Origin of the sequence: Lachnoclostridium sp. An131 (assembly GCF_002160825.1) — a bacterium.
Lineage (GTDB): Bacteria > Bacillota > Clostridia > Lachnospirales > Lachnospiraceae > Laedolimicola.
In genome coordinates this window covers 65237-82716 of record NZ_NFLI01000012.1, presented here as the reverse complement: position 1 = coordinate 82716, position 17480 = coordinate 65237, and the positions used below count along the sequence as shown (strand labels likewise).

The 17480-nt window shown below is 52.0% G+C and carries 20 protein-coding genes and 1 other RNA gene; 18 read left to right on the top strand and 3 right to left on the bottom strand.

Translation table 11 applies throughout. The annotated features are described in order from the left end of the window. The first annotated feature begins 291 nt into the window (after positions 1-291). Positions 292-2298: a methionine--tRNA ligase gene (gene metG / locus B5E77_RS11095; protein WP_087165441.1), complete on the top strand. Its 2007-nt coding sequence runs from the start codon at positions 292-294 to the stop codon at positions 2296-2298. Positions 2299-2527: 229 nt separating this feature from the next. Here the strand turns inward: metG and B5E77_RS11090 are convergent, their stop codons facing one another. Next, complete coding sequence (locus B5E77_RS11090) at positions 2528-2773, bottom strand: YaaL family protein (RefSeq protein ID WP_087165440.1); 246 nt, start codon at positions 2771-2773, stop codon at positions 2528-2530. Positions 2774-2907: 134 nt separating this feature from the next. Between B5E77_RS11090 and B5E77_RS11085 the strand changes: the two genes are divergently transcribed. The 17 genes from B5E77_RS11085 (at position 2908) to ffs (ending at position 16102) form a co-directional block, all read left to right on the top strand. Then, positions 2908-3099, top strand: coding sequence for a pro-sigmaK processing inhibitor BofA family protein (locus B5E77_RS11085; protein ID WP_087165439.1), 192 nt, complete (start codon positions 2908-2910; stop codon positions 3097-3099). Positions 3100-3264: 165 nt separating this feature from the next. Further along, the gene (locus B5E77_RS17405; protein ID WP_275532763.1) at positions 3265-3399 is read left to right on the top strand and encodes a hypothetical protein; all 135 of its coding nucleotides are present in this window, start codon (positions 3265-3267) and stop codon (positions 3397-3399) included. Beyond that, positions 3396-4361, top strand: a complete 966-nt coding sequence (locus tag B5E77_RS11080; RefSeq protein WP_087165438.1) for a hypothetical protein — start codon at positions 3396-3398, stop codon at positions 4359-4361. Before B5E77_RS17405 ends, B5E77_RS11080 begins: the two co-directional genes overlap by 4 nt. Beyond that, positions 4358-5584, top strand: coding sequence for a CpaF family protein (locus B5E77_RS11075; protein WP_087165437.1), 1227 nt, complete (start codon positions 4358-4360; stop codon positions 5582-5584). Before B5E77_RS11080 ends, B5E77_RS11075 begins: the two co-directional genes overlap by 4 nt. 1 nt (position 5585) lies before the next feature. Beyond that, the gene (locus tag B5E77_RS11070; protein ID WP_087165436.1) at positions 5586-6323 is read left to right on the top strand and encodes a type II secretion system F family protein; all 738 of its coding nucleotides are present in this window, start codon (positions 5586-5588) and stop codon (positions 6321-6323) included. A gap of 23 nt (positions 6324-6346) precedes the next feature. Beyond that, positions 6347-7765, top strand: a complete 1419-nt coding sequence (locus B5E77_RS11065; RefSeq protein WP_143468624.1) for a secretion protein F — start codon at positions 6347-6349, stop codon at positions 7763-7765. Positions 7766-7825: 60 nt separating this feature from the next. Continuing rightward, positions 7826-7996, top strand: coding sequence for a Flp1 family type IVb pilin (locus B5E77_RS11060; RefSeq protein WP_087165434.1), 171 nt, complete (start codon positions 7826-7828; stop codon positions 7994-7996). A gap of 6 nt (positions 7997-8002) precedes the next feature. After that, complete coding sequence (locus B5E77_RS11055; RefSeq protein WP_087165433.1) at positions 8003-9406, top strand: DUF5702 domain-containing protein; 1404 nt, start codon at positions 8003-8005, stop codon at positions 9404-9406. A 216-nt stretch (positions 9407-9622) separates the two neighbouring features. Then, positions 9623-10366, top strand: a complete 744-nt coding sequence (locus tag B5E77_RS11050; RefSeq protein ID WP_087165432.1) for a hypothetical protein — start codon at positions 9623-9625, stop codon at positions 10364-10366. A 3-nt stretch (positions 10367-10369) separates the two neighbouring features. Next, the gene (locus B5E77_RS11045) at positions 10370-10789 is read left to right on the top strand and encodes a prepilin peptidase (protein ID WP_087165431.1); all 420 of its coding nucleotides are present in this window, start codon (positions 10370-10372) and stop codon (positions 10787-10789) included. Beyond that, positions 10780-11250, top strand: a complete 471-nt coding sequence (locus B5E77_RS11040) for a TadE/TadG family type IV pilus assembly protein (RefSeq protein ID WP_087165430.1) — start codon at positions 10780-10782, stop codon at positions 11248-11250. Before B5E77_RS11045 ends, B5E77_RS11040 begins: the two co-directional genes overlap by 10 nt. Beyond that, positions 11247-12308 carry a DUF6382 domain-containing protein gene (locus B5E77_RS11035; RefSeq protein ID WP_087165429.1) on the top strand — a complete coding sequence of 354 codons (1062 nt, stop codon included), beginning with the start codon at positions 11247-11249 and terminating at the stop codon, positions 12306-12308. The genes B5E77_RS11040 and B5E77_RS11035 overlap by 4 nt, the downstream gene beginning before the upstream one ends. 82 nt (positions 12309-12390) lie before the next feature. After that, on the top strand, positions 12391-13167 hold the full coding sequence (locus tag B5E77_RS11030) for a TatD family hydrolase (protein ID WP_087165428.1): 777 nt from the start codon (positions 12391-12393) through the stop codon (positions 13165-13167). Beyond that, entirely contained in the window at positions 13164-14051 is an 888-nt protein-coding gene (rsmA, locus tag B5E77_RS11025) for a 16S rRNA (adenine(1518)-N(6)/adenine(1519)-N(6))-dimethyltransferase RsmA (RefSeq protein ID WP_087165427.1), read from the top strand. Before B5E77_RS11030 ends, rsmA begins: the two co-directional genes overlap by 4 nt. 100 nt (positions 14052-14151) lie before the next feature. Continuing rightward, the gene (locus B5E77_RS11020; RefSeq protein ID WP_087165426.1) at positions 14152-15252 is read left to right on the top strand and encodes a DUF6128 domain-containing protein; all 1101 of its coding nucleotides are present in this window, start codon (positions 14152-14154) and stop codon (positions 15250-15252) included. A gap of 45 nt (positions 15253-15297) precedes the next feature. Beyond that, positions 15298-15783: a tRNA adenosine(34) deaminase TadA gene (gene tadA, locus B5E77_RS11015; RefSeq protein WP_087165425.1), complete on the top strand. Its 486-nt coding sequence runs from the start codon at positions 15298-15300 to the stop codon at positions 15781-15783. Between the two features lie 56 nt (positions 15784-15839). Continuing rightward, positions 15840-16102, top strand: an RNA gene (ffs, locus tag B5E77_RS11010) — signal recognition particle sRNA large type. A gap of 122 nt (positions 16103-16224) precedes the next feature. Here ffs and B5E77_RS11005 read toward each other — a convergent pair. Further along, positions 16225-16851, bottom strand: coding sequence for a CatB-related O-acetyltransferase (locus B5E77_RS11005; RefSeq protein WP_087165424.1), 627 nt, complete (start codon positions 16849-16851; stop codon positions 16225-16227). A gap of 284 nt (positions 16852-17135) precedes the next feature. Then, positions 17136-17438, bottom strand: coding sequence for a hypothetical protein (locus B5E77_RS17790; RefSeq protein WP_330394682.1), 303 nt, complete (start codon positions 17436-17438; stop codon positions 17136-17138). Positions 17439-17480 lie beyond the last annotated feature (42 nt).

Below are 17480 nucleotides of genomic sequence, written 5' to 3'. Positions count from 1 at the left end.
AGGGCCGCCTGTTACAGCGGAAGGGTATAAGGATGCAGGAAAGACGCAGCAGACACCGGCGGCAGCGCCGGGCAGCAGGCAGGATTTTGACGGCGGTGCAGCTCCTGGCGTTCCGTACCCGCAGAGGCCGGTTCCCGTGAGGGGCAGGCGAATGGAAGTGGTAACACGGGAATATCCCGTCTTCTTTGGAAACAGAGAAGGCGGGTTTTTTGTATCACAGGAGAAGCCCGTAGACGGAATTTTGTTGCAGTATTTATTCGCAGTTTGAAGAGAAAAGAGAGGGAAGCAAGGATGGAGAAAAAGAAATTTTATATGACGACGGCGATCGCCTATACCTCCGGCAAGCCGCATATTGGAAACACTTATGAGATTGTGCTGGCGGACGCGATTGCGCGTTTCCGGAGAATGCAGGGATATGATGTGTTCTTCCAGACAGGAACCGACGAGCACGGACAGAAGATTGAGCTGAAGGCTCAGGAAGCAGGCATTACGCCCAAGGAATTTGTGGATCATGTAGCCGGCGAAATCAAGCGGATCTGGGATCTGATGAATACCTCCTATGATAAGTTTATCCGCACGACGGATGATTACCATGAGAAGCAGGTGCAGAAGATTTTCAAGAAGCTCTATGACCAGGGCGATATTTACAAGGGATCCTATGAGGGGCTGTATTGTACGCCCTGCGAATCCTTCTGGACTCCGTCCCAGCTGGTGGACGGCAAGTGTCCGGACTGCGGCCGCGAGGTGCAGCCGGCGAAGGAAGAGGCGTATTTCTTCCGTATGAGCAAATATGCGGATCGCCTGATTGACCATATCAATAAGCATCCGGAATTTATTCAGCCGGTATCCCGGAAAAATGAGATGATGAACAATTTCCTGCTTCCGGGCCTGCAGGATCTCTGTGTATCCCGTACCTCCTTTAAATGGGGAATTCCGGTAGACTTCGATCCGAAGCATGTGGTTTATGTGTGGCTGGACGCGCTGACAAACTACATCACCGGAATCGGGTATGAGTGCGACGGGGAATCCAGCGATCTGTTCAAGAAGAACTGGCCGGCAGACCTGCACCTGATTGGAAAGGATATCATCCGTTTCCATACCATTTACTGGCCGATTTTCCTGATGGCGCTCGATCTTCCGCTGCCGAAGCAGGTGTTCGGTCATCCGTGGCTGCTGCAGGGCGACGGCAAGATGAGCAAGTCCAAGGGCAATGTACTTTACGCGGACGATCTGGTAGAGATGTTCGGTGTGGATGCGGTGCGTTTCTTTGTGCTGCATGAGATGCCCTTTGACAATGACGGAGTGATTACCTGGGAGCTGATGGTGGAGCGCATCAATTCCGAGCTGGCCAACACCCTGGGAAATCTGGTAAACCGTACGATTTCCATGTCAAACAAGTATTTTGACGGTGTCGTAAATAATACCGGCGTGATCGAGCCGGTGGACAGAGAGCTTCGTGAAACGGCAGTCGCTGCAGCTCAGAAGGCTTCTGACAAAATGGATGAGCTGCGCGTGGCAGATGCGATCACCGAGATCTTTGCCCTGTTCAAGCGCTGCAACAAATACATTGATGAGACAATGCCCTGGGCTCTGGCAAAGGATGAGAGCAAGAAGGACCGTCTGGCGACCGTGCTTTATAATCTGGTGGAAAGCATCAGCATCGGAGCCAGCCTGCTTGAGCCGTTCATGCCGGAGACTTCCGCAAAGATTCTGTCTCAGCTGGGTGCAAAGAAGCGTTCCCTTGAGGTAATGAATATGTTTGGACTGTACCAGTCAGGAACGAAGGTGACAGATAAGCCGGAGATTCTGTTTGCCCGTCTCGACGTCAATGAGGTGCTGGAAAAGGTAGAGGCGAAGAGAGCGGCTGCGGCAGAGGCAGCAGGTACTGCAGCAGACAGCGCGGAAGGTGAGGGCGCTTCTGCAGACGCCGGAGCGGACAGCGAAAAGGCAGTCATTGATATTGAGCCGAAAGCAGAAATTACCTATGATGATTTCGCCAAGCTGCAGTTCCAGGTGGGTGAGATCATTGTCTGCGAGGCGGTGAAGAAGTCCAAGAAGCTTCTGTGCTCTCAGGTGCGTATCGGCAGCCAGGTAAAGCAGATTGTCTCCGGTATCAAGGCGCATTATACGCCGGAGGAGATGGTCGGCAAGAAGGTAATGGTTGTGGTAAACTTAAAGCCTGCCAAGCTGGCTGGAGTTCTCTCTGAGGGAATGCTGCTCTGCGCCGAGGACGCGGACGGCAATCTGGCACTGATGACGCCGGATAAGGATATGCCTGCGGGAGCAGAGATCTGCTAGAACAGAATCAGAAGATGAATAGAATATCCCCATTCAGATTTGCAGCTTACAGCACAGGCCTGGATGGGGATATTTTGATGGATGGCAGGGGAAATGCCCTGGTAACACCGCTTAAAAGCATGAAGAGCTGACAGGCAGAAAGGACGGGGAGCCAAAGGGATCCCCGCCGGAAAAGACAATGTATATCCGTAAAGTTAAGGGACAGATAACTGCTGCGGTTTCCCGCGCCCTAGAAAAATGTCTGCAGATCCATCTGTTTTGCCTGCTCCAGCAGAAACTTATAGCGCTTCTGTACAGAATAAATCTCATAGGTATAGCAGTCGATCAGATCCGGATCCACGACCGCCTCGAAGTTTGCGTAGGCGGTGTCCAGAGCGTTTTTCGTAAGATAAAGGTCTTCCAGAAGCTGGCGGCGGGTGAAGGATGAGGCTTCCCCGGCCGGCTTCTGCGTCTGTTCTTTCTTAAAAATGGCCATGCTGCAACCCCCGTTTTCTGTAAATCTGGTTTGCTACAATATGAGTATAGGCCGCGGGATTGGGATTTATACTAAAAAATAGAATATATTGGATGAATGGACAATATAAATAATAAAAAAAGCAGGACAATATCATGAAAGTATTAAATTTTCTGCTTCGTATGGTGTTTGGCGCAATTGGAATCCAGATCATCAATGCAATCCTGATCTCCCAGAACATTTCTGTTTTTGTGGGGCTTAACGTGTTGACCCTTTTGACAGTCGGAAGCCTTGGAATCAGCGGGCTCGGCCTGCTTTACGGGATTGCGGCGTTTGGAATTTTGTGAATTTTTTACAATGGACAAATTTGGAAATAAAGGCTATACTCTACCTACGATCGATCAAGAAATTTCTTATATCTGGCTGATGCCGGAAGCGGCGCAGCCTGTGTCTCTGGTTTGATTCAAACCACAATTCCTGTTTGGAAACGAAATGGAAGGAGGAGGGTTTTATTGATTTCTTTTACCCGGTTTTACAAAAGAAATGCGAAATTTCTGCTTTTGGCGGGGAGCCTTCTTGGGATTGAGCTGTCGGTAAGCCTTGTAGCTGCAATGCTGCTGTATACCTGTATGGGAGTCCTTGGGTGAAGGGAAGACAGATAGCGGTATGCGGCAGAGAGCGGGGGTATGCGGAGAAATTTGCGGCGTTTGCAAATTCGCGGAGGGATCCGTTGTTTTCTGTCCATGGGTTTACAGACTGCAGTGAGCTTATGGCTTATACGAAGGAGCATCCGATCGATATTCTTCTCCTGTCGGAGGAGTGCCTGCCGCAGCTTTCCGAAAGCAGCGGCTTTGGAAAGGTGATTCTTTTGTCGGAAGAGGAATACAGGAAGGAGGAAGGGTATCCGGCAATCTATAAATATCAGTCCTGTACGCAGATTCTCCGTCAGGCGATGGAGCTGTACGCGGAGGAGGCTCCCAGGGCGCTTGGCAGAACCTTACGGACAGCGCAGATGGAAAAAATCGGCATCTATTCGCCGGTTGGGCGGACCGGGAAGACAGGCTTTGCGCTGGCCCTCGGGAAGGAGGTGGCGAAGAGCAGAAGGACACTGTATTTGAATATGGAGGAATATTCGGGGTTTGCCGCTCTGTATCCGTATGGGGACGGGTGGACACTGTCGGAGCTGATGTATTTTCTAAAGCAGGGAAAGAAGGCGTTTGCCTGCAAGCTGGAAAGTGTGATTCAGCAGCTGGGCGCGCTTGACTATATTCCACCTTTGCGCTCTCCCGTAGAGCTGCGCCATATCAGCCTGGAGGATTGGGAGGCCCTTCTGGAGGCGCTTGAGCGGGAAAGCCGTTACGAGGTGCTGATCCTTGATTTGAGCGGTATGGTCAACGGCCTGTTTGAGCTTCTGGAGCGCTGTGATTTCATTTATACGCCGACGGAGGAGGACGAAATGGCCCGGGCCAAAATGGCGCAGTATGAGGATACACTGAACCTTCTTTCCATGGAGCATATCATGGAGCAGACCAAGAAGCTCCGGCTGTCCGCCTTCGATGGGCCGGAGGCTCTGGCAAAAGCGGAAGGCAGGAGGTGGAGCGGACTGTGAGAGCAGGCTGGGAGGAGCTTCGGGGAAAGCTCAGGAACCGTGTTCAGGACAGGCTGGATTTGTCCAGAGAGCTTCAGGACGAGGAGGTACGGGCGCTGATAGATGAAGAGATTCTGCGCCAGAGCCAGGAGAGCTATCTTCTTCTGGAAGAAAAGCTTCAGATGCAGAGAGAGCTGTTTAATGCCATGCGCAGGCTGGACATCCTGCAGGAGCTCATAGAGGATCCGGAGGTGACGGAGATCATGGTGAACGGCCCGGAGGATATTTTCATAGAGAAAAAAGGAAGGCTCTTTCGATGGAACAGAAAATTTTCTTCCAGAATACAGCTGGAGGATGTGGTGCAGCAGATTGTAAGCTTCTGCAACCGAAGCGTATCCAGGGCCAGCCCCATAGCCGATGCCAGGCTGGCGGACGGCTCCAGAGTGAACATTGTGCTGGATCCGATCGCGCTGAACGGTCCGGTTGTCACGATCCGGCGATTTCCGGCAGAACCGGTTCGAATTGCGCAGCTGACAGCCTGGGGCTCTGTGACGCCGGAAGCAGTGGACTTTCTGAAGGACGCGGTGAGAGCGGGATACAATATTTTTGTAAGCGGCGGGACAGGCTCCGGCAAGACGACGTTTTTAAATGCCCTTTCGGAATTTATTCCTGAGACAGCCCGGATTATCACGATAGAGGACAACGCGGAGCTGCAGCTGGACAGGGTACAGAATCTGGTTACCATGGAAGCCCGCATGGCGAACCTGGAAGGGGAACGGGAGATTACCATCCGGGATCTGATCCGCACGGCGCTGCGGATGCGGCCGGATCGGATTATCGTGGGAGAGGTACGGGGCGCGGAAGCGATAGACATGCTTCAGGCTATGAATACAGGCCACGACGGTTCCTTAAGCACAGGCCATGCCAACAGCCCGCGGGATATGCTTTCCCGTCTGGAAACCATGGTGCTGATGGGAATGGAGCTGCCTCTTGCGGCCATACGGAGACAGATTGCTTCGGGGGTGGACCTGATCGTGCATCTGGGGAGACTGCGTGATGGAAGCCGGAAGGTACTGGAAATTGTGGAGACGGACGGGATCCGGGAAGGGGAGATCTGCCTGCATTCTCTTTTTGAATTTCAGGAGGAGGGCGGGGACAGGAGCAAGGTTCAGGGAAGTCTCAGGAAAAAGGACGGACTGCTCCACTCGGAAAAGCTGAGAGCAGCAGGGATAGGAGGCTGGTGAGGTGGACTACAGGATTTACCGTTTCAGCAGAAGGGAAAAGGTCAGGTATGGTCTGGAAGCTGGGGTTCTCACAGGCATTACAGCATTCTGCTTCTACAATTCCCCCTGGGCGCTTATCATGTTTCCTCTGGCAGCGTTCTGGTATTTTCGGGAAAAAGGAAAGCAGCTTGCGAAGGAGCGCAGAAAAAAGCTTCAGCTGCAGTTTAAGGATGCGGTGCAGGGAATGGCGGCGGCTCTTGCGGCAGGATATTCGGCAGAGAATGCCATTCGGGAAGCGGGAAAGGATCTGCGCCTGATATATCCGGAAAAGGCCGACATGGTCCAGGAGCTGGCGGCTATGCAGCGAAAGCTGGATGCCAACCAGACGGTGGAAGAGGCAATCAGGGATTTTGCGCTCCGGAGCGGCCTGGAGGAAGCGGAGACCTTTGCCGAGATCTTTGCAGTTGGGAAAAGGAGCGGCGGGGATCTGATTGCAATTATGAAGGATACCGCCCGCACAATTTCCCAGACTGTGGATACGGAGCGGCAGGTGGCCTCTGTATTGGCTTCCCGCAGATATGAGCAGAAAATTATGAATGTGATTCCCTTTGCCATGGTGCTTTACCTGAGGATTGGATGCCCTGGGTTTCTGGACCCGGCGTACGGGAATCTGGCGGGAGCCGCAGTCATGACAGGCTGCCTGGGACTTTACCTGGCAGCGGGATATCTGGGAAGGCGTATGCTGGAGGTAGAGATTTGACCGGCGGTATGGAGAGAACTGATATGGAAAAAAAGACGTCAGGAAAATATCGGGACAAGGACAGAGAGAAAAAGGAGAAAACGGAGAAAACAGCAGGAAATTTACGCAGGCTAATCCGATGGATATTCAGAAAAACTGGCGGAAAATGTCCGGGAAGGCTGGAGGTGGAAGAAAACTTAAGACTGCTCAGTACGGACAGAAGCGTTGGGGACAGGCTGGAGAGCTACTATGCTGAAAAGACAAGGCTGATGATTCAGGTTTTGATCGGAGGCCTGGCAGTCAGTCTGCTGCTGTTTCTGACCGCGGGCAGTCAGACGCTGCTGACAGAAGGCTGTCTTCTTCCGAGGGAAGAAAGGAGCTACACCCGCAGGCTGAAGCTGAGCACGGAGGATAAGGCCGGGGAGAACGTTATGGTGGAGGTAGAGCCGCGGGAGCTTACCCGGGAGGAAAGCCGGGAGCTGTTGGAGAAAGCGGCTGCAAATATGGAATCTTATATTTTGGGAACCAATACCTCCCTGGAAGAAGTACGAAGCGATCTGAACTTGGTTCAGAAGATAGAGGGGACTCCGATTGAAGTAGAATGGGAGCTGGATCATTATGAGGCGCTGAATCTGGACGGAAGCCTCCGGCTGGAGAAGCTGAAGGAGGAGGGGAGCCTGACAGAGCTGACAGCCCGGCTGACCTGCGGTGAGGAGGAGAAAATTTACCGGGCGGCAGCCCGGGTGTACCCGCCGCTTCTCACGGAGGAGGAACAATGGGAGCAGTCGGTAAACGAAGCGATAGCCGCTTCCCAGAAGGAAAGCAGCCAGCAGGCAATGAAAAGGCTTCCGGAAGAGATAGACGGGCGTCCGGTCAGCTGGGAAGAGGTGCCCGCTTCCCAGGCAGGAGCTGCTCTTGCGCTTACATTGTTTGCTGTGGCAGCCGTGTATCTTGGAAAGGACAGGGAGCTCCGAAAGCAGGCGCTGGACCGTGACAGGCAGATGCAGCGGGATTATGCCAGGATTGTAAGCAAGCTTGTGCTTTTAATGGGAGCAGGAGCGGCGATCCGGAATGCCTGGGAGATGATTGTAAAGGATTATCAGGTGAAACGGGACAGAGGACAGATAAAGCTTCGTTATGCCTATGAGGAAATGGCGCTGGCCTGCTATGAGATGCAGAGCGGTGTCGCGGAGGCAAAGGCGTATGAAAATTTTGGAATACGGTGCAGGCTTCCGTGCTATTTGAAGCTTTCAGCGCTGCTGGAACAGAATCTGCGGGGAGGAAGCAAGGGCTTAAGTCAGATACTGAACGCAGAGATTGGGGAGGCGTTTGAGCAGAGAAAGGACTGTGCGCTGAGCCAGGGGGAGGAGACGTCTACGCGGCTTCTGTTTCCCATGGTTATGATGCTGGCAGTGGTGATGCTTTTGATTCTGGTTCCCGCAGTTATGTCCATGCAGATATGACTGGAGGAAGCCTGCAGCGATAAAAATACATGCCGTACAGGCGGGAAAGGAAGGACAGATATGAAGAACTGGTGGGTTCGTTTTTGGAAGGAAGAGGACGGAATCGGGACGGTGGAGATGATACTGATTCTGGTGGTTTTGATTGCGCTCGTGCTGATTTTTAAAAGCCAGCTGACATCTCTGGTAAACGATATTTTTGACAAAATCACGAGCCAGAGCAGGCTGGTATAAAAGCATATGAACGCAAGGATGTGGAAGCGTGGAGAGATCACAGTCTTTGTGAGCCTGATGCTGGCAGTGCTGCTGTTCTTTTTTCAGGCCGCGTTTACATCGGCCCGATGCGCCATGCTCAGAAGCCGGATGGAGGAAGCGCTGGAGCTGGCTGAGTATTCTGTGCTCTCGGAATATCACAGAGAGCTTCTGGAGCTTTACGGTCTCTTTTATCTTGATCTGAGCTACGGGGGAGGAGCCGAGGATACGGACTATCTGAATCAGAGATTGACAGAATTTATGGACGCCAATCTCTTTTCCGGAGAAGCTCTGGCACTTGAGACATGGGACTATGCCCGGGCGACTGACGAAAGGGGGACAGGCTATTATGAGCAGGCGGTCGCCTATATGAAGCAGAAGACAGGGGCTTCTCTTTTGCAGAGGCTGAAAAGCTATGAGGAGTACGGAAATCAGGCTTCCGGAAATGAGGCCAGCTATGCGCAGGCGGATGCGAGAGAAAATCAGAATCTGGAAGAACTGAAGAAAAGGCGGGAGGAAGAGGAGGAAAAAAGTACGCCGGATCCGGTTTCGAATACGAACAGTCTGAAGCAGACAAGCATTTTAAATCTGGTGGTAAAGGCTCCGGAGAGGTTGTCTGGGAAAAAGGCGGAGCTGAGCGCGGCTCCGTCAGCCCGGTTTCTTCTTTCTGGCGCAGGACCGCGGGGGCGCCATACAGCGAACGCGGCAAATGATGTGTTTTTCCTGGCTTATCTGCTGGAGCATTTTCCGGATGCAGCAGAGTATCTTGCAGAGGGAAAGGAGAGCGGCGCCTGGCTTGATTATCAGCTGGAATATCTGATAGCCGGAAAGGATTCTGATATCGCAAATCTGGAATCCGTCTGCGGGCGGCTTCTGGCAATACGGGAGGGAATGAATTATGTATATTTGCTTTCGGATTCGGCGAAGACAGCAGAGTGTGCGGCGCTGGCGGCAGCTTTGGTGGGAGCCACTATGATTCCGGGGCTTGTAGAGGCTATGAAGCATGTGCTTCTGCTTGCCTGGGCTTTTGCAGAGAGCATACTGGATGTGAGAATGCTGCTGAACGGGAAACGCACGGCATTTCATAAGGACAGTTCCACGTGGAAGCTGTCTCTGTCTGGGGCTCTGGAGCTGAGCTCTCTGTCTGAATTTGATGAGCAGGAGGATCCGGGCGGACTTTTGTATCAGGATTATCTGGGGATTCTGCTCACTCTGACCGGGCGGGAAAGCAAGATGATGAGAAGTCTCGACGCGATAGAAGGCGTGATTCGGGAACAGGCAGACGGGCAGTGGTTTTATATGGACCAGTGCGCGGATGCGTTCTGGATGCGTACGGTGTGCGCAGGCGCACAGGAGCTTTCGGCAGAGCGCTGGATTGCTTACGAATGGTAAAGCGGAATTTCGAGGAGTATATCAATGCGGAAAAGAAAGGGGCGTACCGTGATGTTTTTTCGTACAGGGGTGTGTCTAATCAATTTCAAAGCTCTCCAGGCAGCGGCAGGACGACGAGCCTCCATTCTAAAACAAAAATCTGACAACTCTCTTTCTGGCCCTTGTGTCGAAAAAACATCACGGTGCGCCTCTTTTGAAAAAGAAGGCAGCCTGACCGTGGAAGCGGCGCTTGTCTTTCCGTTGTTTTTGTTTACGCTGACAGCCTTCCTGTATCTGTTTCTGCTGATACAGCTTCGCGCGGAGATAGGGAGGGCACTGACAGACACGGGGAGAGAAGTGTCTCAGGCAGCGTATTTTTCAGAGAATGTCGGCGGTCTGGCGCCTTCGGCTCTGGCCGGCCTTTACGGGCGGAGCCAGGTGAAAGAGTATCTGGACGGACGTCTGTCAGCACAGATTATAAGGGGAGGGGAAGACGGCATTTCGTTTCTGGGAACAGCCTGGAATGAGGAGACCTCTGTTCTTACCCTGCGCGCCTCCTTTCAGGTCGTGCTGCCTCCGGGGCTGTCATGGTTTCATCCGATTCTGGTATCAGAGCAGAGGACGATCCGGGGATTTACGGGCTTTTCCGGAAGGAACGGAACGCAGGAGACGGAGAATAGCGAGATTGTCTATATGACGGACTACGGAACTGTCTACCACAGAGATTTGGGATGCCGTTATCTGAAGCTGTCTGTTCAGCAGACCGGGCTAAATCAGGTGGGTGGGCTTCGCAATTCAGGCGGAGCGAAATATTATCCCTGTGAGCGCTGCTGGAAAGAGGGTACGCAGACGGTGTTTCTGACAGAAGACGGGAACCGGTATCATCAGAGCCTGAACTGTCCTTCCCTGATTCGGGGGATTCGCGCAGTCCGGATCTGGGAGACAGGGGGCTGTCCGCCCTGTTCGGTATGTGGAGGATGAAAGATGTGGAACGAATATTGTACGGTTCTTCTTCTGGTGTGGAATTCATGGACTGATATTCGGCGGCACGAGGTGAGCCTCCCGAGTCTTGGGATATTTGCGGCAGCGGGGCTGCTTTGGAATCTGCTGTTTCCGTATCAGGAGGCAGTAGAAGCGGCGGCGGGAGCTGGCACAGGGCTTTTGGTGCTGGCCGCCGCAGCAGTTACCAGGGGAGCGGTTGGCTTTGGAGACGGCCTTCTGCTCTGTGTGACAGGAATCCTTCTGGGAGGTACAGAGAATCTGAGTCTTCTTATGGCTGGCTCTCTGCTGTGTGCGGCCGTACTCGGAACGGGATTGATTTTTGGAAAGGTGCGGTGGAAGCAGAAATTTCCTTTCGTTCCCTTCCTTTGTCTGGCTCAGCTGGGGAGAATGGTATGGAAATAAAAAAGAAATCTGGAAAAAGTGCCGGGACGGCAGAGTGGAAAAGTGGCAGCTTTACGGTGGAGGCCTCACTGCTCCTTCCGGTTCTGATATTTATTATTTTTGCTTTTTTTATCTTAAGCCTTTATCTGCATGACAGAAGTGTTCTGGCTTCCTGTGCAGCAGAGCTGGCGGGAAAGGGAGCCCTGAGAAAATATGAGACTGAGGAGCATCTGGAAGGCTGGCTTGCCGTCCAGGCCAGAGGCCTGGCCGAGGAAAAGCTTTTGCTTCTGGAGCTGAGAGAAGCCTCTGCGGAGGTGACAGGAAACACGGTATCTGTTTGCTATGAGGGATATACCTCTCTTCTGGGAGGCCTGAGGGCCAGGGAGGAGGAGACGGCAGAAAGGCTGAATCCTGTGAATTTTATCAGAAACAGCAGGAGACTTAACAATTTAGTTCAGGAGAATAGGAGTGATGGAGGGTGAAAACGTCATATAAAAGAGAGCTCGATCATAACTGGCTGGTTCTGGAACAGGAGGAGTATCAGGAAAATTATCAGGTGGGTATGCTGCTGAAAAATAAAATACCGGGCTTTCTGGAATGCAGGCTGAGCCGCTTTGACAGGGGCGTTTTTTTCTATTATGAAATTACCTCCAGGCAGAGCCTGAGCCTGGTACTGGAGAGAAAGAGGCTGAATCTTCAGGAGCTTTTGAAGCTGCTTGATGGAATCTGGCAGGCAGTAAGAGCCTGCAGCGAGTATCTGCTGGATGTGGAACGCCTTCTGCTGACGCCGGAGTATATTTATCTGGATCCGGATGAATGGACAGTGTTTTTTTGCTTTTTTCCATTGGAAAAGCAGAGTCCGGAAAAGGAGCTTCTGGAGCTGGCAGAGTATCTTTTAGACCGGCTGGACCGGCAGGATTCCGGAGCCGTTACGCTGGGCTATGAGTTTTACAGGATTGCCGGAGAGGAAAATCCGTCTCTGGGGAAGCTTTTGGAAAGCTGGCAGGAGGGAAAAGAAGCCGGGGAGCAGACAGAGGAGGAACAGGCGGAGCCTTGCAGAGAAGATAAAATGTGTCCGTCCGAAGCGATGGAGAAAAAGATTCTTTATTACGATGGAAGGGGTCAGACGGTTCTGGAGGAGGACTGTATCCGCGAACGTGAGCCGAAAAGATGTTTTGATGCAGCGTCTCCGGAATGGACAGGAGAGGCGGAGGGAGGAACCTCGTTTCTGTCAAAAATCAGGGAACCCGGGCTGTTTCTGCGCAGTGAAAGCGCGGCTTTTCCGGATCTCAGGATTACGAAGGACAGCTTTCTGATTGGCAAGAAAAAGGACGCGGTGGACGCCTGCCTGAAAGCCAGGGGAATCTCCAGAATACATGGGAGGATTTCCAGGGAAGACGACTGTTATTATCTCACAGATCTCAATTCCACGAACGGAACCTTTCTGAACGGCGGACGTCTTGAAGTCAATGAAAAAGCGCGGCTCCGGCCTGGAGACCGTGTGGGATTTGCTGATGTGAGGTATATCGTAGAGGGGTGAGAAATCAGGCGAAAGCGGTACTGGATTTTTGGGAGCTGGTTCTGTATAATGAAAAAGAGATTCAGGAAAAGAGAGGGCAGCTATGATATTTGAAAGCCATGCGCATTACGACGACGAAGCTTTTGATCCGGACCGCAGGGAACTCCTTGAGGAGTGCCGGGCACAGGGAATTGAATATATTGTGAATGTGAGCGCCAGCCTGCAGTCGGTGAAGACGACGCTTGCACTTGCAGACAGCTATGATTTTATTTATGCGGCGGCAGGTGTTCATCCGAGCGAAGTGGGGGAATTGAATGAAGAAAGCTTTACCTGGCTGAAGGAACAGTGCCGTCATCCCAGAACAGTGGCGGTAGGAGAAATAGGCCTGGATTATTATTGGGATAAGGAAAATCATGAGACTCAGAAATACTGGTTTCAGAGACAGCTGGAGCTGGCAAAAGAATTGGAGCTTCCGATTATTGTCCACAGCCGGGACGCCTGCGCTGATACACTGGAAGAAATAAAAAAGGCACACACACCGGAGCTTCGCGGTGTGATTCACTGCTTTTCCTATGCGCCCGAGATAGCGAGGGAATACCTTGATATGGGATATTATATCGGTGTCGGAGGAGTTGTGACCTTTAAAAACGCAAAGAAGCTGAAGGAGGTTGTGAAGATGCTGCCTCCCGAACGGATTCTTCTGGAGACGGACTGCCCATATCTGGCGCCGGTGCCTTATCGGGGAAAGCGTAATTCCTCTTTGAATCTGCCCTATGTGGCGGCTGCTGTTGCGGAGCTGAAGGGGATGGAGACAGAAGAAGTAATCCGTATTACAAACGAGAACGCCAGAAAACTTTATTTTCAGGGGAGAGGCTTATGAGCAGACCGGTACCGACGCTGGGAAACCCAAAGAATACGATAGAGATTTTGAATAAATATAAATTTGTCTTTCAAAAGAGGTTTGGACAGAACTTTCTGATCGATGAGCATGTGCTGGGAAAAATTATCCGGTCTGCAGAAATAACAGAGGATGATTTTGTAATCGAGATAGGTCCCGGCATCGGCACACTGACCCAGTATCTGGCTGCGTCGGCCAGGGAAGTGGCGGCGATAGAGATAGACGATGCGCTGATTCCCATTCTGGAGGATACTCTGAGCGGATATGATAATGTGACGGTGATTCACGAGGATGTGCTGAAGGTGGATCTGACCAGGCTTGCGGAAGAGAAGAACGGAGGAAAGCCGGTCAAGATAGTTGCTAATCTTCCTTATTATATCACGACGCCGATTATTATGGGTCTTTTTGAAAATCATGTTCCGGTAGACAGCATTACGATCATGGTGCAGAAGGAAGTGGCAGATCGAATGAAGACGGGGCCGGGCTCCAAGGATTACGGAGCGTTATCACTGGCGGTTCAGTATTATGCCAGGCCGGAGCTTGTGGCGAATGTGCCTCCGAACTGTTTTATGCCCCGCCCGCGGGTGGGCTCGGCTGTAATTCGTCTCACAAGGCATGAGAAGCCTCCGGTTCGGGTACAGGATGAAAAGCTGATGTTTCAGATTATACGGGCGTCCTTTAACCAGCGCAGAAAGACACTGGTCAACGGGCTTTGTAATGCGCCCGAGCTTCGGATACCCAAAGAAAGGACAGCCGCGATCCTGGAGGAAATGGGGCTTGGCGCGGGAGTGCGGGGAGAGACGATGGAGCTTTCTCAGTTTGCCGAGCTCAGCAACCGGTTAAAAAAAGCAGACGCCTCGGTTTAAAGAATCGGATGGCTGATGGAAAAGAATAAAAAGATTCTGGAATGAAGAGGACAGGTCAGGCATAGAATATCTTAGTAAATAAGAGAAAGGGAGGGATTCTTTGTCTGACTATAAACGGTTTGTCTCCTACATTTACGGATATGATCAGGGAGAAAAGGGAGAAAATACTGGCTTCGTAAAGGTAAACGCCCGGGGCGGCGAATGTAAAATCTGGGTTCATGTGAAAGGCTTTTATGCACACAGGCAAAGGCCGTACCGTGTCTATGTTTTTACGCAGAGAAAGGAGCGGCTGGAAGGGCAGTATCTGGGAGAGCTGGAAAGCCGGAACGGGGCGCTTGAATGGAATGGCGTCACAGAGACGGACAGCCTGATGGGGGCCTTCAGCCTGGACGAAAGCCGGGGAATCTATATAGAAGGGGAGAACCGTGTGTTTGCCGCGGAGTGGGACGACTATCCGGTGGATGTGGGGCGGTTTAGACCCCTTGAGAGGTCTGCCAGGCTGGCTCGTGTGGAAGAAAATTCAGAAAAGAATATTGGAACCCATACAGGGAGAAGGGGGGACCGGGATGCCGGAGCTCCTGGAAAAAAGGAGGACGGAAGAGAAGCGTTTGAGCGTCCGGAGACTTCTCGGAAAAATGTTCCGGAGATAATTTCGGAAGTAAGCGCAGAACGCCAGACGATTCAGACGGACAGGCAGGCATTCCAAACAGAGCGGCAGATAGTCCAGGAAACACAGCAGACAATTCAGGCGGCCCAGATGGCAGCTGTCCGTCCAAGTCTGGAAGAGCAGGGCTCGCAGAGAGGACAGCCGGAAAGAGCTTCCGGCATGCCGGAGGATCCCAGGAGAAGGCAGTGGGAGTACTTGATTTCACATTTTCCTGCCGTCCGCTACCAGGATGCAAGCGGGAGCGTATTGTTGGGAATTCGTCTCGGAAACCGTGAGCTGTCCCGGATTCCAAGGGATAAGTGGGGATTGGGAAATAACAGCTTTCTGCTCCATGGATTTTATCAGCACCACCACCTTCTTCTGCTTCGGAGACAGACAGAGTCGCAGGTAGACTATTACATAGGTGTTCCGGGAATCTATAATGAGAAGGAGCAGATGCTTGCGTCTATGTTTGGATTTGAGGAATTTAAGGTGATGAAGGGGCCTGATGGGCAGGGCGAAAATTTCGGCTATTGGTGCCGGCTGCTGAAATAGCGGCGGCAGGCAGGAGAATGGCACGGAGGAAAAGGTAGAGCAGAAATGACAGCAGATGAAAAATATATGAAAGAGGCGATGCGCCAGGCCAAAAAAGCCTGGGCGCTGATGGAAGTACCAATCGGCTGTGTGATTGTGCAAAACGATAAGATCATAGCGAGAGGCTATAACCGCAGAAATACGGACAAGAACACGCTTTCCCACGCAGAATTGAATGCAATCCGCAGAGCCAGCAAAAAAACGGGAGACTGGAGACTCGAGGATTGTACGATGTACATTACGCTTGAGCCCTGCCAGATGTGCGCTGGGGCTATCGTGCAGGCCAGGATGGGACGTGTTGTGATAGGGGCCATGAATCCCAAAGCGGGATGCGCAGGTTCCGTGCTCAATCTTCTGGAAATGCCGGAGTTTAACCATCAGGTTCAGGTGGAGCGGGGGGTCCTTGGAGAAGAATGCGGCAGGATGCTGACGGAATTTTTTAAAGAGCTCCGGCGGAAAAAGGAAGCAGCTCCGCCGGCAGAAAAATATTGACAAATAATTTGGAACAGGATATACTGTAACAACAGTTTCATTTTGTCATAAAATTTCCGCGCAGCCGGGGAATTAGCGGTGCCCTGTACCTGCAATCCGCTACAGCAGGGGTGATATTCTGCCCCGGACTTAATGAACATTGTGCAGCCCTCTGTAAGCAGCACTGACGCCTGGGTCTTGCGCAACAGGAATCTGCGAACCGGGTCAGGTCAGGAATGAAGCAGCCCTAAGCGGAAGCTCCTGTGTGCCGCGAGGCAGCCTGGGCCGAGCCGGCTGCAGAGGTAACGGCTCTGTTCATGGTTCAAAGCAGAATGCGCGGATTTAAAATAAACCAAATTGATATAAGAAAGGGCAAAGAAGCCCTTTTGCAGCTGTAGACGGCGCGGGCAGATTTCTGCCCGCGCCTGCTTTTTCGACTGCGCCTGCATTCTTCAGAAATTTTCAGGAAAGCAGGCAGTCTATCCGCCCGGATTGAATATCTGGGATGTGCTGCCTGATTTTTTCTTCTGGCCAGTTCCACCATTGAAGCTTCAGAAGCTCTGATATCACGTCATCGGAAAAGCGTTTGCGGATAGCTTTTGCAGGAACACCGCCTGTGATGGTGTAAGGCGGCACATCCCTGGTGACGACGGCCCGGGCGCCGATAATCGCACCATCTCCAATGGAAACGCCGGCCATGATAACGGCTTCATATCCAATCCAGACATCATTTCCGATCCGGATATCCCCTTTATTGTCCCATGCGGATGTCACATTCTGAATGTTCAGCATCCATTCGTCATAAAAGATCGGGAAGGGGTAGGAGGAAAGCGACTGCTGCGTGTGATTTGCGCTGTTAAACAGGAATTTCGCTCCGCATGCGATGGAACAGAATTTCCCAATCACAAGCTTATCCTGATTGACTGGATAGTGGTATAAAACATTATTCTTTTCAAAATAGCGTGGATCGCGGACGAAATCGTTATATATCGTGAAATCACCGACTGTGATGCCGGGGTCAGTGACGACATGTTTCAGATATACGGTGTCCGGATCACCTGCGCGGGGATAGACCTTTTCCGGCTCCATAGATTCTCCTTTCTCTCAGGCACAGGGAAATTTATATTGGGAAATCTGATCAAAGTGGTTGTTCTGCACATAGTATACAGTATGCTCCTTTGCGGAATATACAAAGGAAACCCTGGTAGCCCAGGGGCCCTCCTGGCGCACGGCGCGCAGAACAGAGAATGCATCGGAAACAGTGAAGTGGTTTCCATATCCATTCAGCAGCTGTGAGGCTCTCTCGCAGCGATTGTCCCCTGGCACCAGGAAGGGGCGGGTACTTTCCGGCGCAAGCAGAGAATAGTTGGTAATCAGAGAGCAGCGTCAAAAGTAATCTGCGCCTGGATGAACTGTTCTGTCAGATCGGCTATTGTCATGCAATCAGGAGATTCCAGGTACGCTCCAGCTGGGCTGCCATGGACATATAGCAGCGTTCCGGCGTTCCCGTTTTGATTCACGCCGTGATAGGAGTGACGGATTCCGTCGGGGCGCAGGATGCCGATATAAAAACGTTCCTTTTCTTTTATGACCTGATGGTTCCATTTGGCAAGGCTGATGTCAAAATTGAAGCCGGTAATGACATCGCTGCCGCGGTAGACAAAACGGGTACACATACGATTTCCTCCCTGCAGAGTGTTTGTGGTTTCCTCTTTATG

What these genes read in the sequence shown, in the direction of transcription:
- metG (WP_087165441.1), top strand. Translation starts at nt 292, where the DNA reads ATGGAGAAAAAGAAATTTTATATGACGACGGCGATCGCCTATACCTCC.
- B5E77_RS11090 (WP_087165440.1), bottom strand. Translation starts at nt 2,773, where the DNA reads ATGGCCATTTTTAAGAAAGAACAGACGCAGAAGCCGGCCGGGGAAGCC.
- B5E77_RS11085 (WP_087165439.1), top strand. Translation starts at nt 2,908, where the DNA reads ATGAAAGTATTAAATTTTCTGCTTCGTATGGTGTTTGGCGCAATTGGA.
- B5E77_RS11065 (WP_143468624.1), top strand. Translation starts at nt 6,347, where the DNA reads ATGGAAAAAAAGACGTCAGGAAAATATCGGGACAAGGACAGAGAGAAA.
- B5E77_RS11060 (WP_087165434.1), top strand. Translation starts at nt 7,826, where the DNA reads ATGAAGAACTGGTGGGTTCGTTTTTGGAAGGAAGAGGACGGAATCGGG.
- B5E77_RS11055 (WP_087165433.1), top strand. Translation starts at nt 8,003, where the DNA reads ATGAACGCAAGGATGTGGAAGCGTGGAGAGATCACAGTCTTTGTGAGC.
- B5E77_RS11045 (WP_087165431.1), top strand. Translation starts at nt 10,370, where the DNA reads ATGTGGAACGAATATTGTACGGTTCTTCTTCTGGTGTGGAATTCATGG.
- B5E77_RS11040 (WP_087165430.1), top strand. Translation starts at nt 10,780, where the DNA reads ATGGAAATAAAAAAGAAATCTGGAAAAAGTGCCGGGACGGCAGAGTGG.
- B5E77_RS11030 (WP_087165428.1), top strand. Translation starts at nt 12,391, where the DNA reads ATGATATTTGAAAGCCATGCGCATTACGACGACGAAGCTTTTGATCCG.
- rsmA (WP_087165427.1), top strand. Translation starts at nt 13,164, where the DNA reads ATGAGCAGACCGGTACCGACGCTGGGAAACCCAAAGAATACGATAGAG.
- tadA (WP_087165425.1), top strand. Translation starts at nt 15,298, where the DNA reads ATGACAGCAGATGAAAAATATATGAAAGAGGCGATGCGCCAGGCCAAA.
- B5E77_RS11005 (WP_087165424.1), bottom strand. Translation starts at nt 16,851, where the DNA reads ATGGAGCCGGAAAAGGTCTATCCCCGCGCAGGTGATCCGGACACCGTA.
- B5E77_RS17790 (WP_330394682.1), bottom strand. Translation starts at nt 17,438, where the DNA reads ATGTGTACCCGTTTTGTCTACCGCGGCAGCGATGTCATTACCGGCTTC.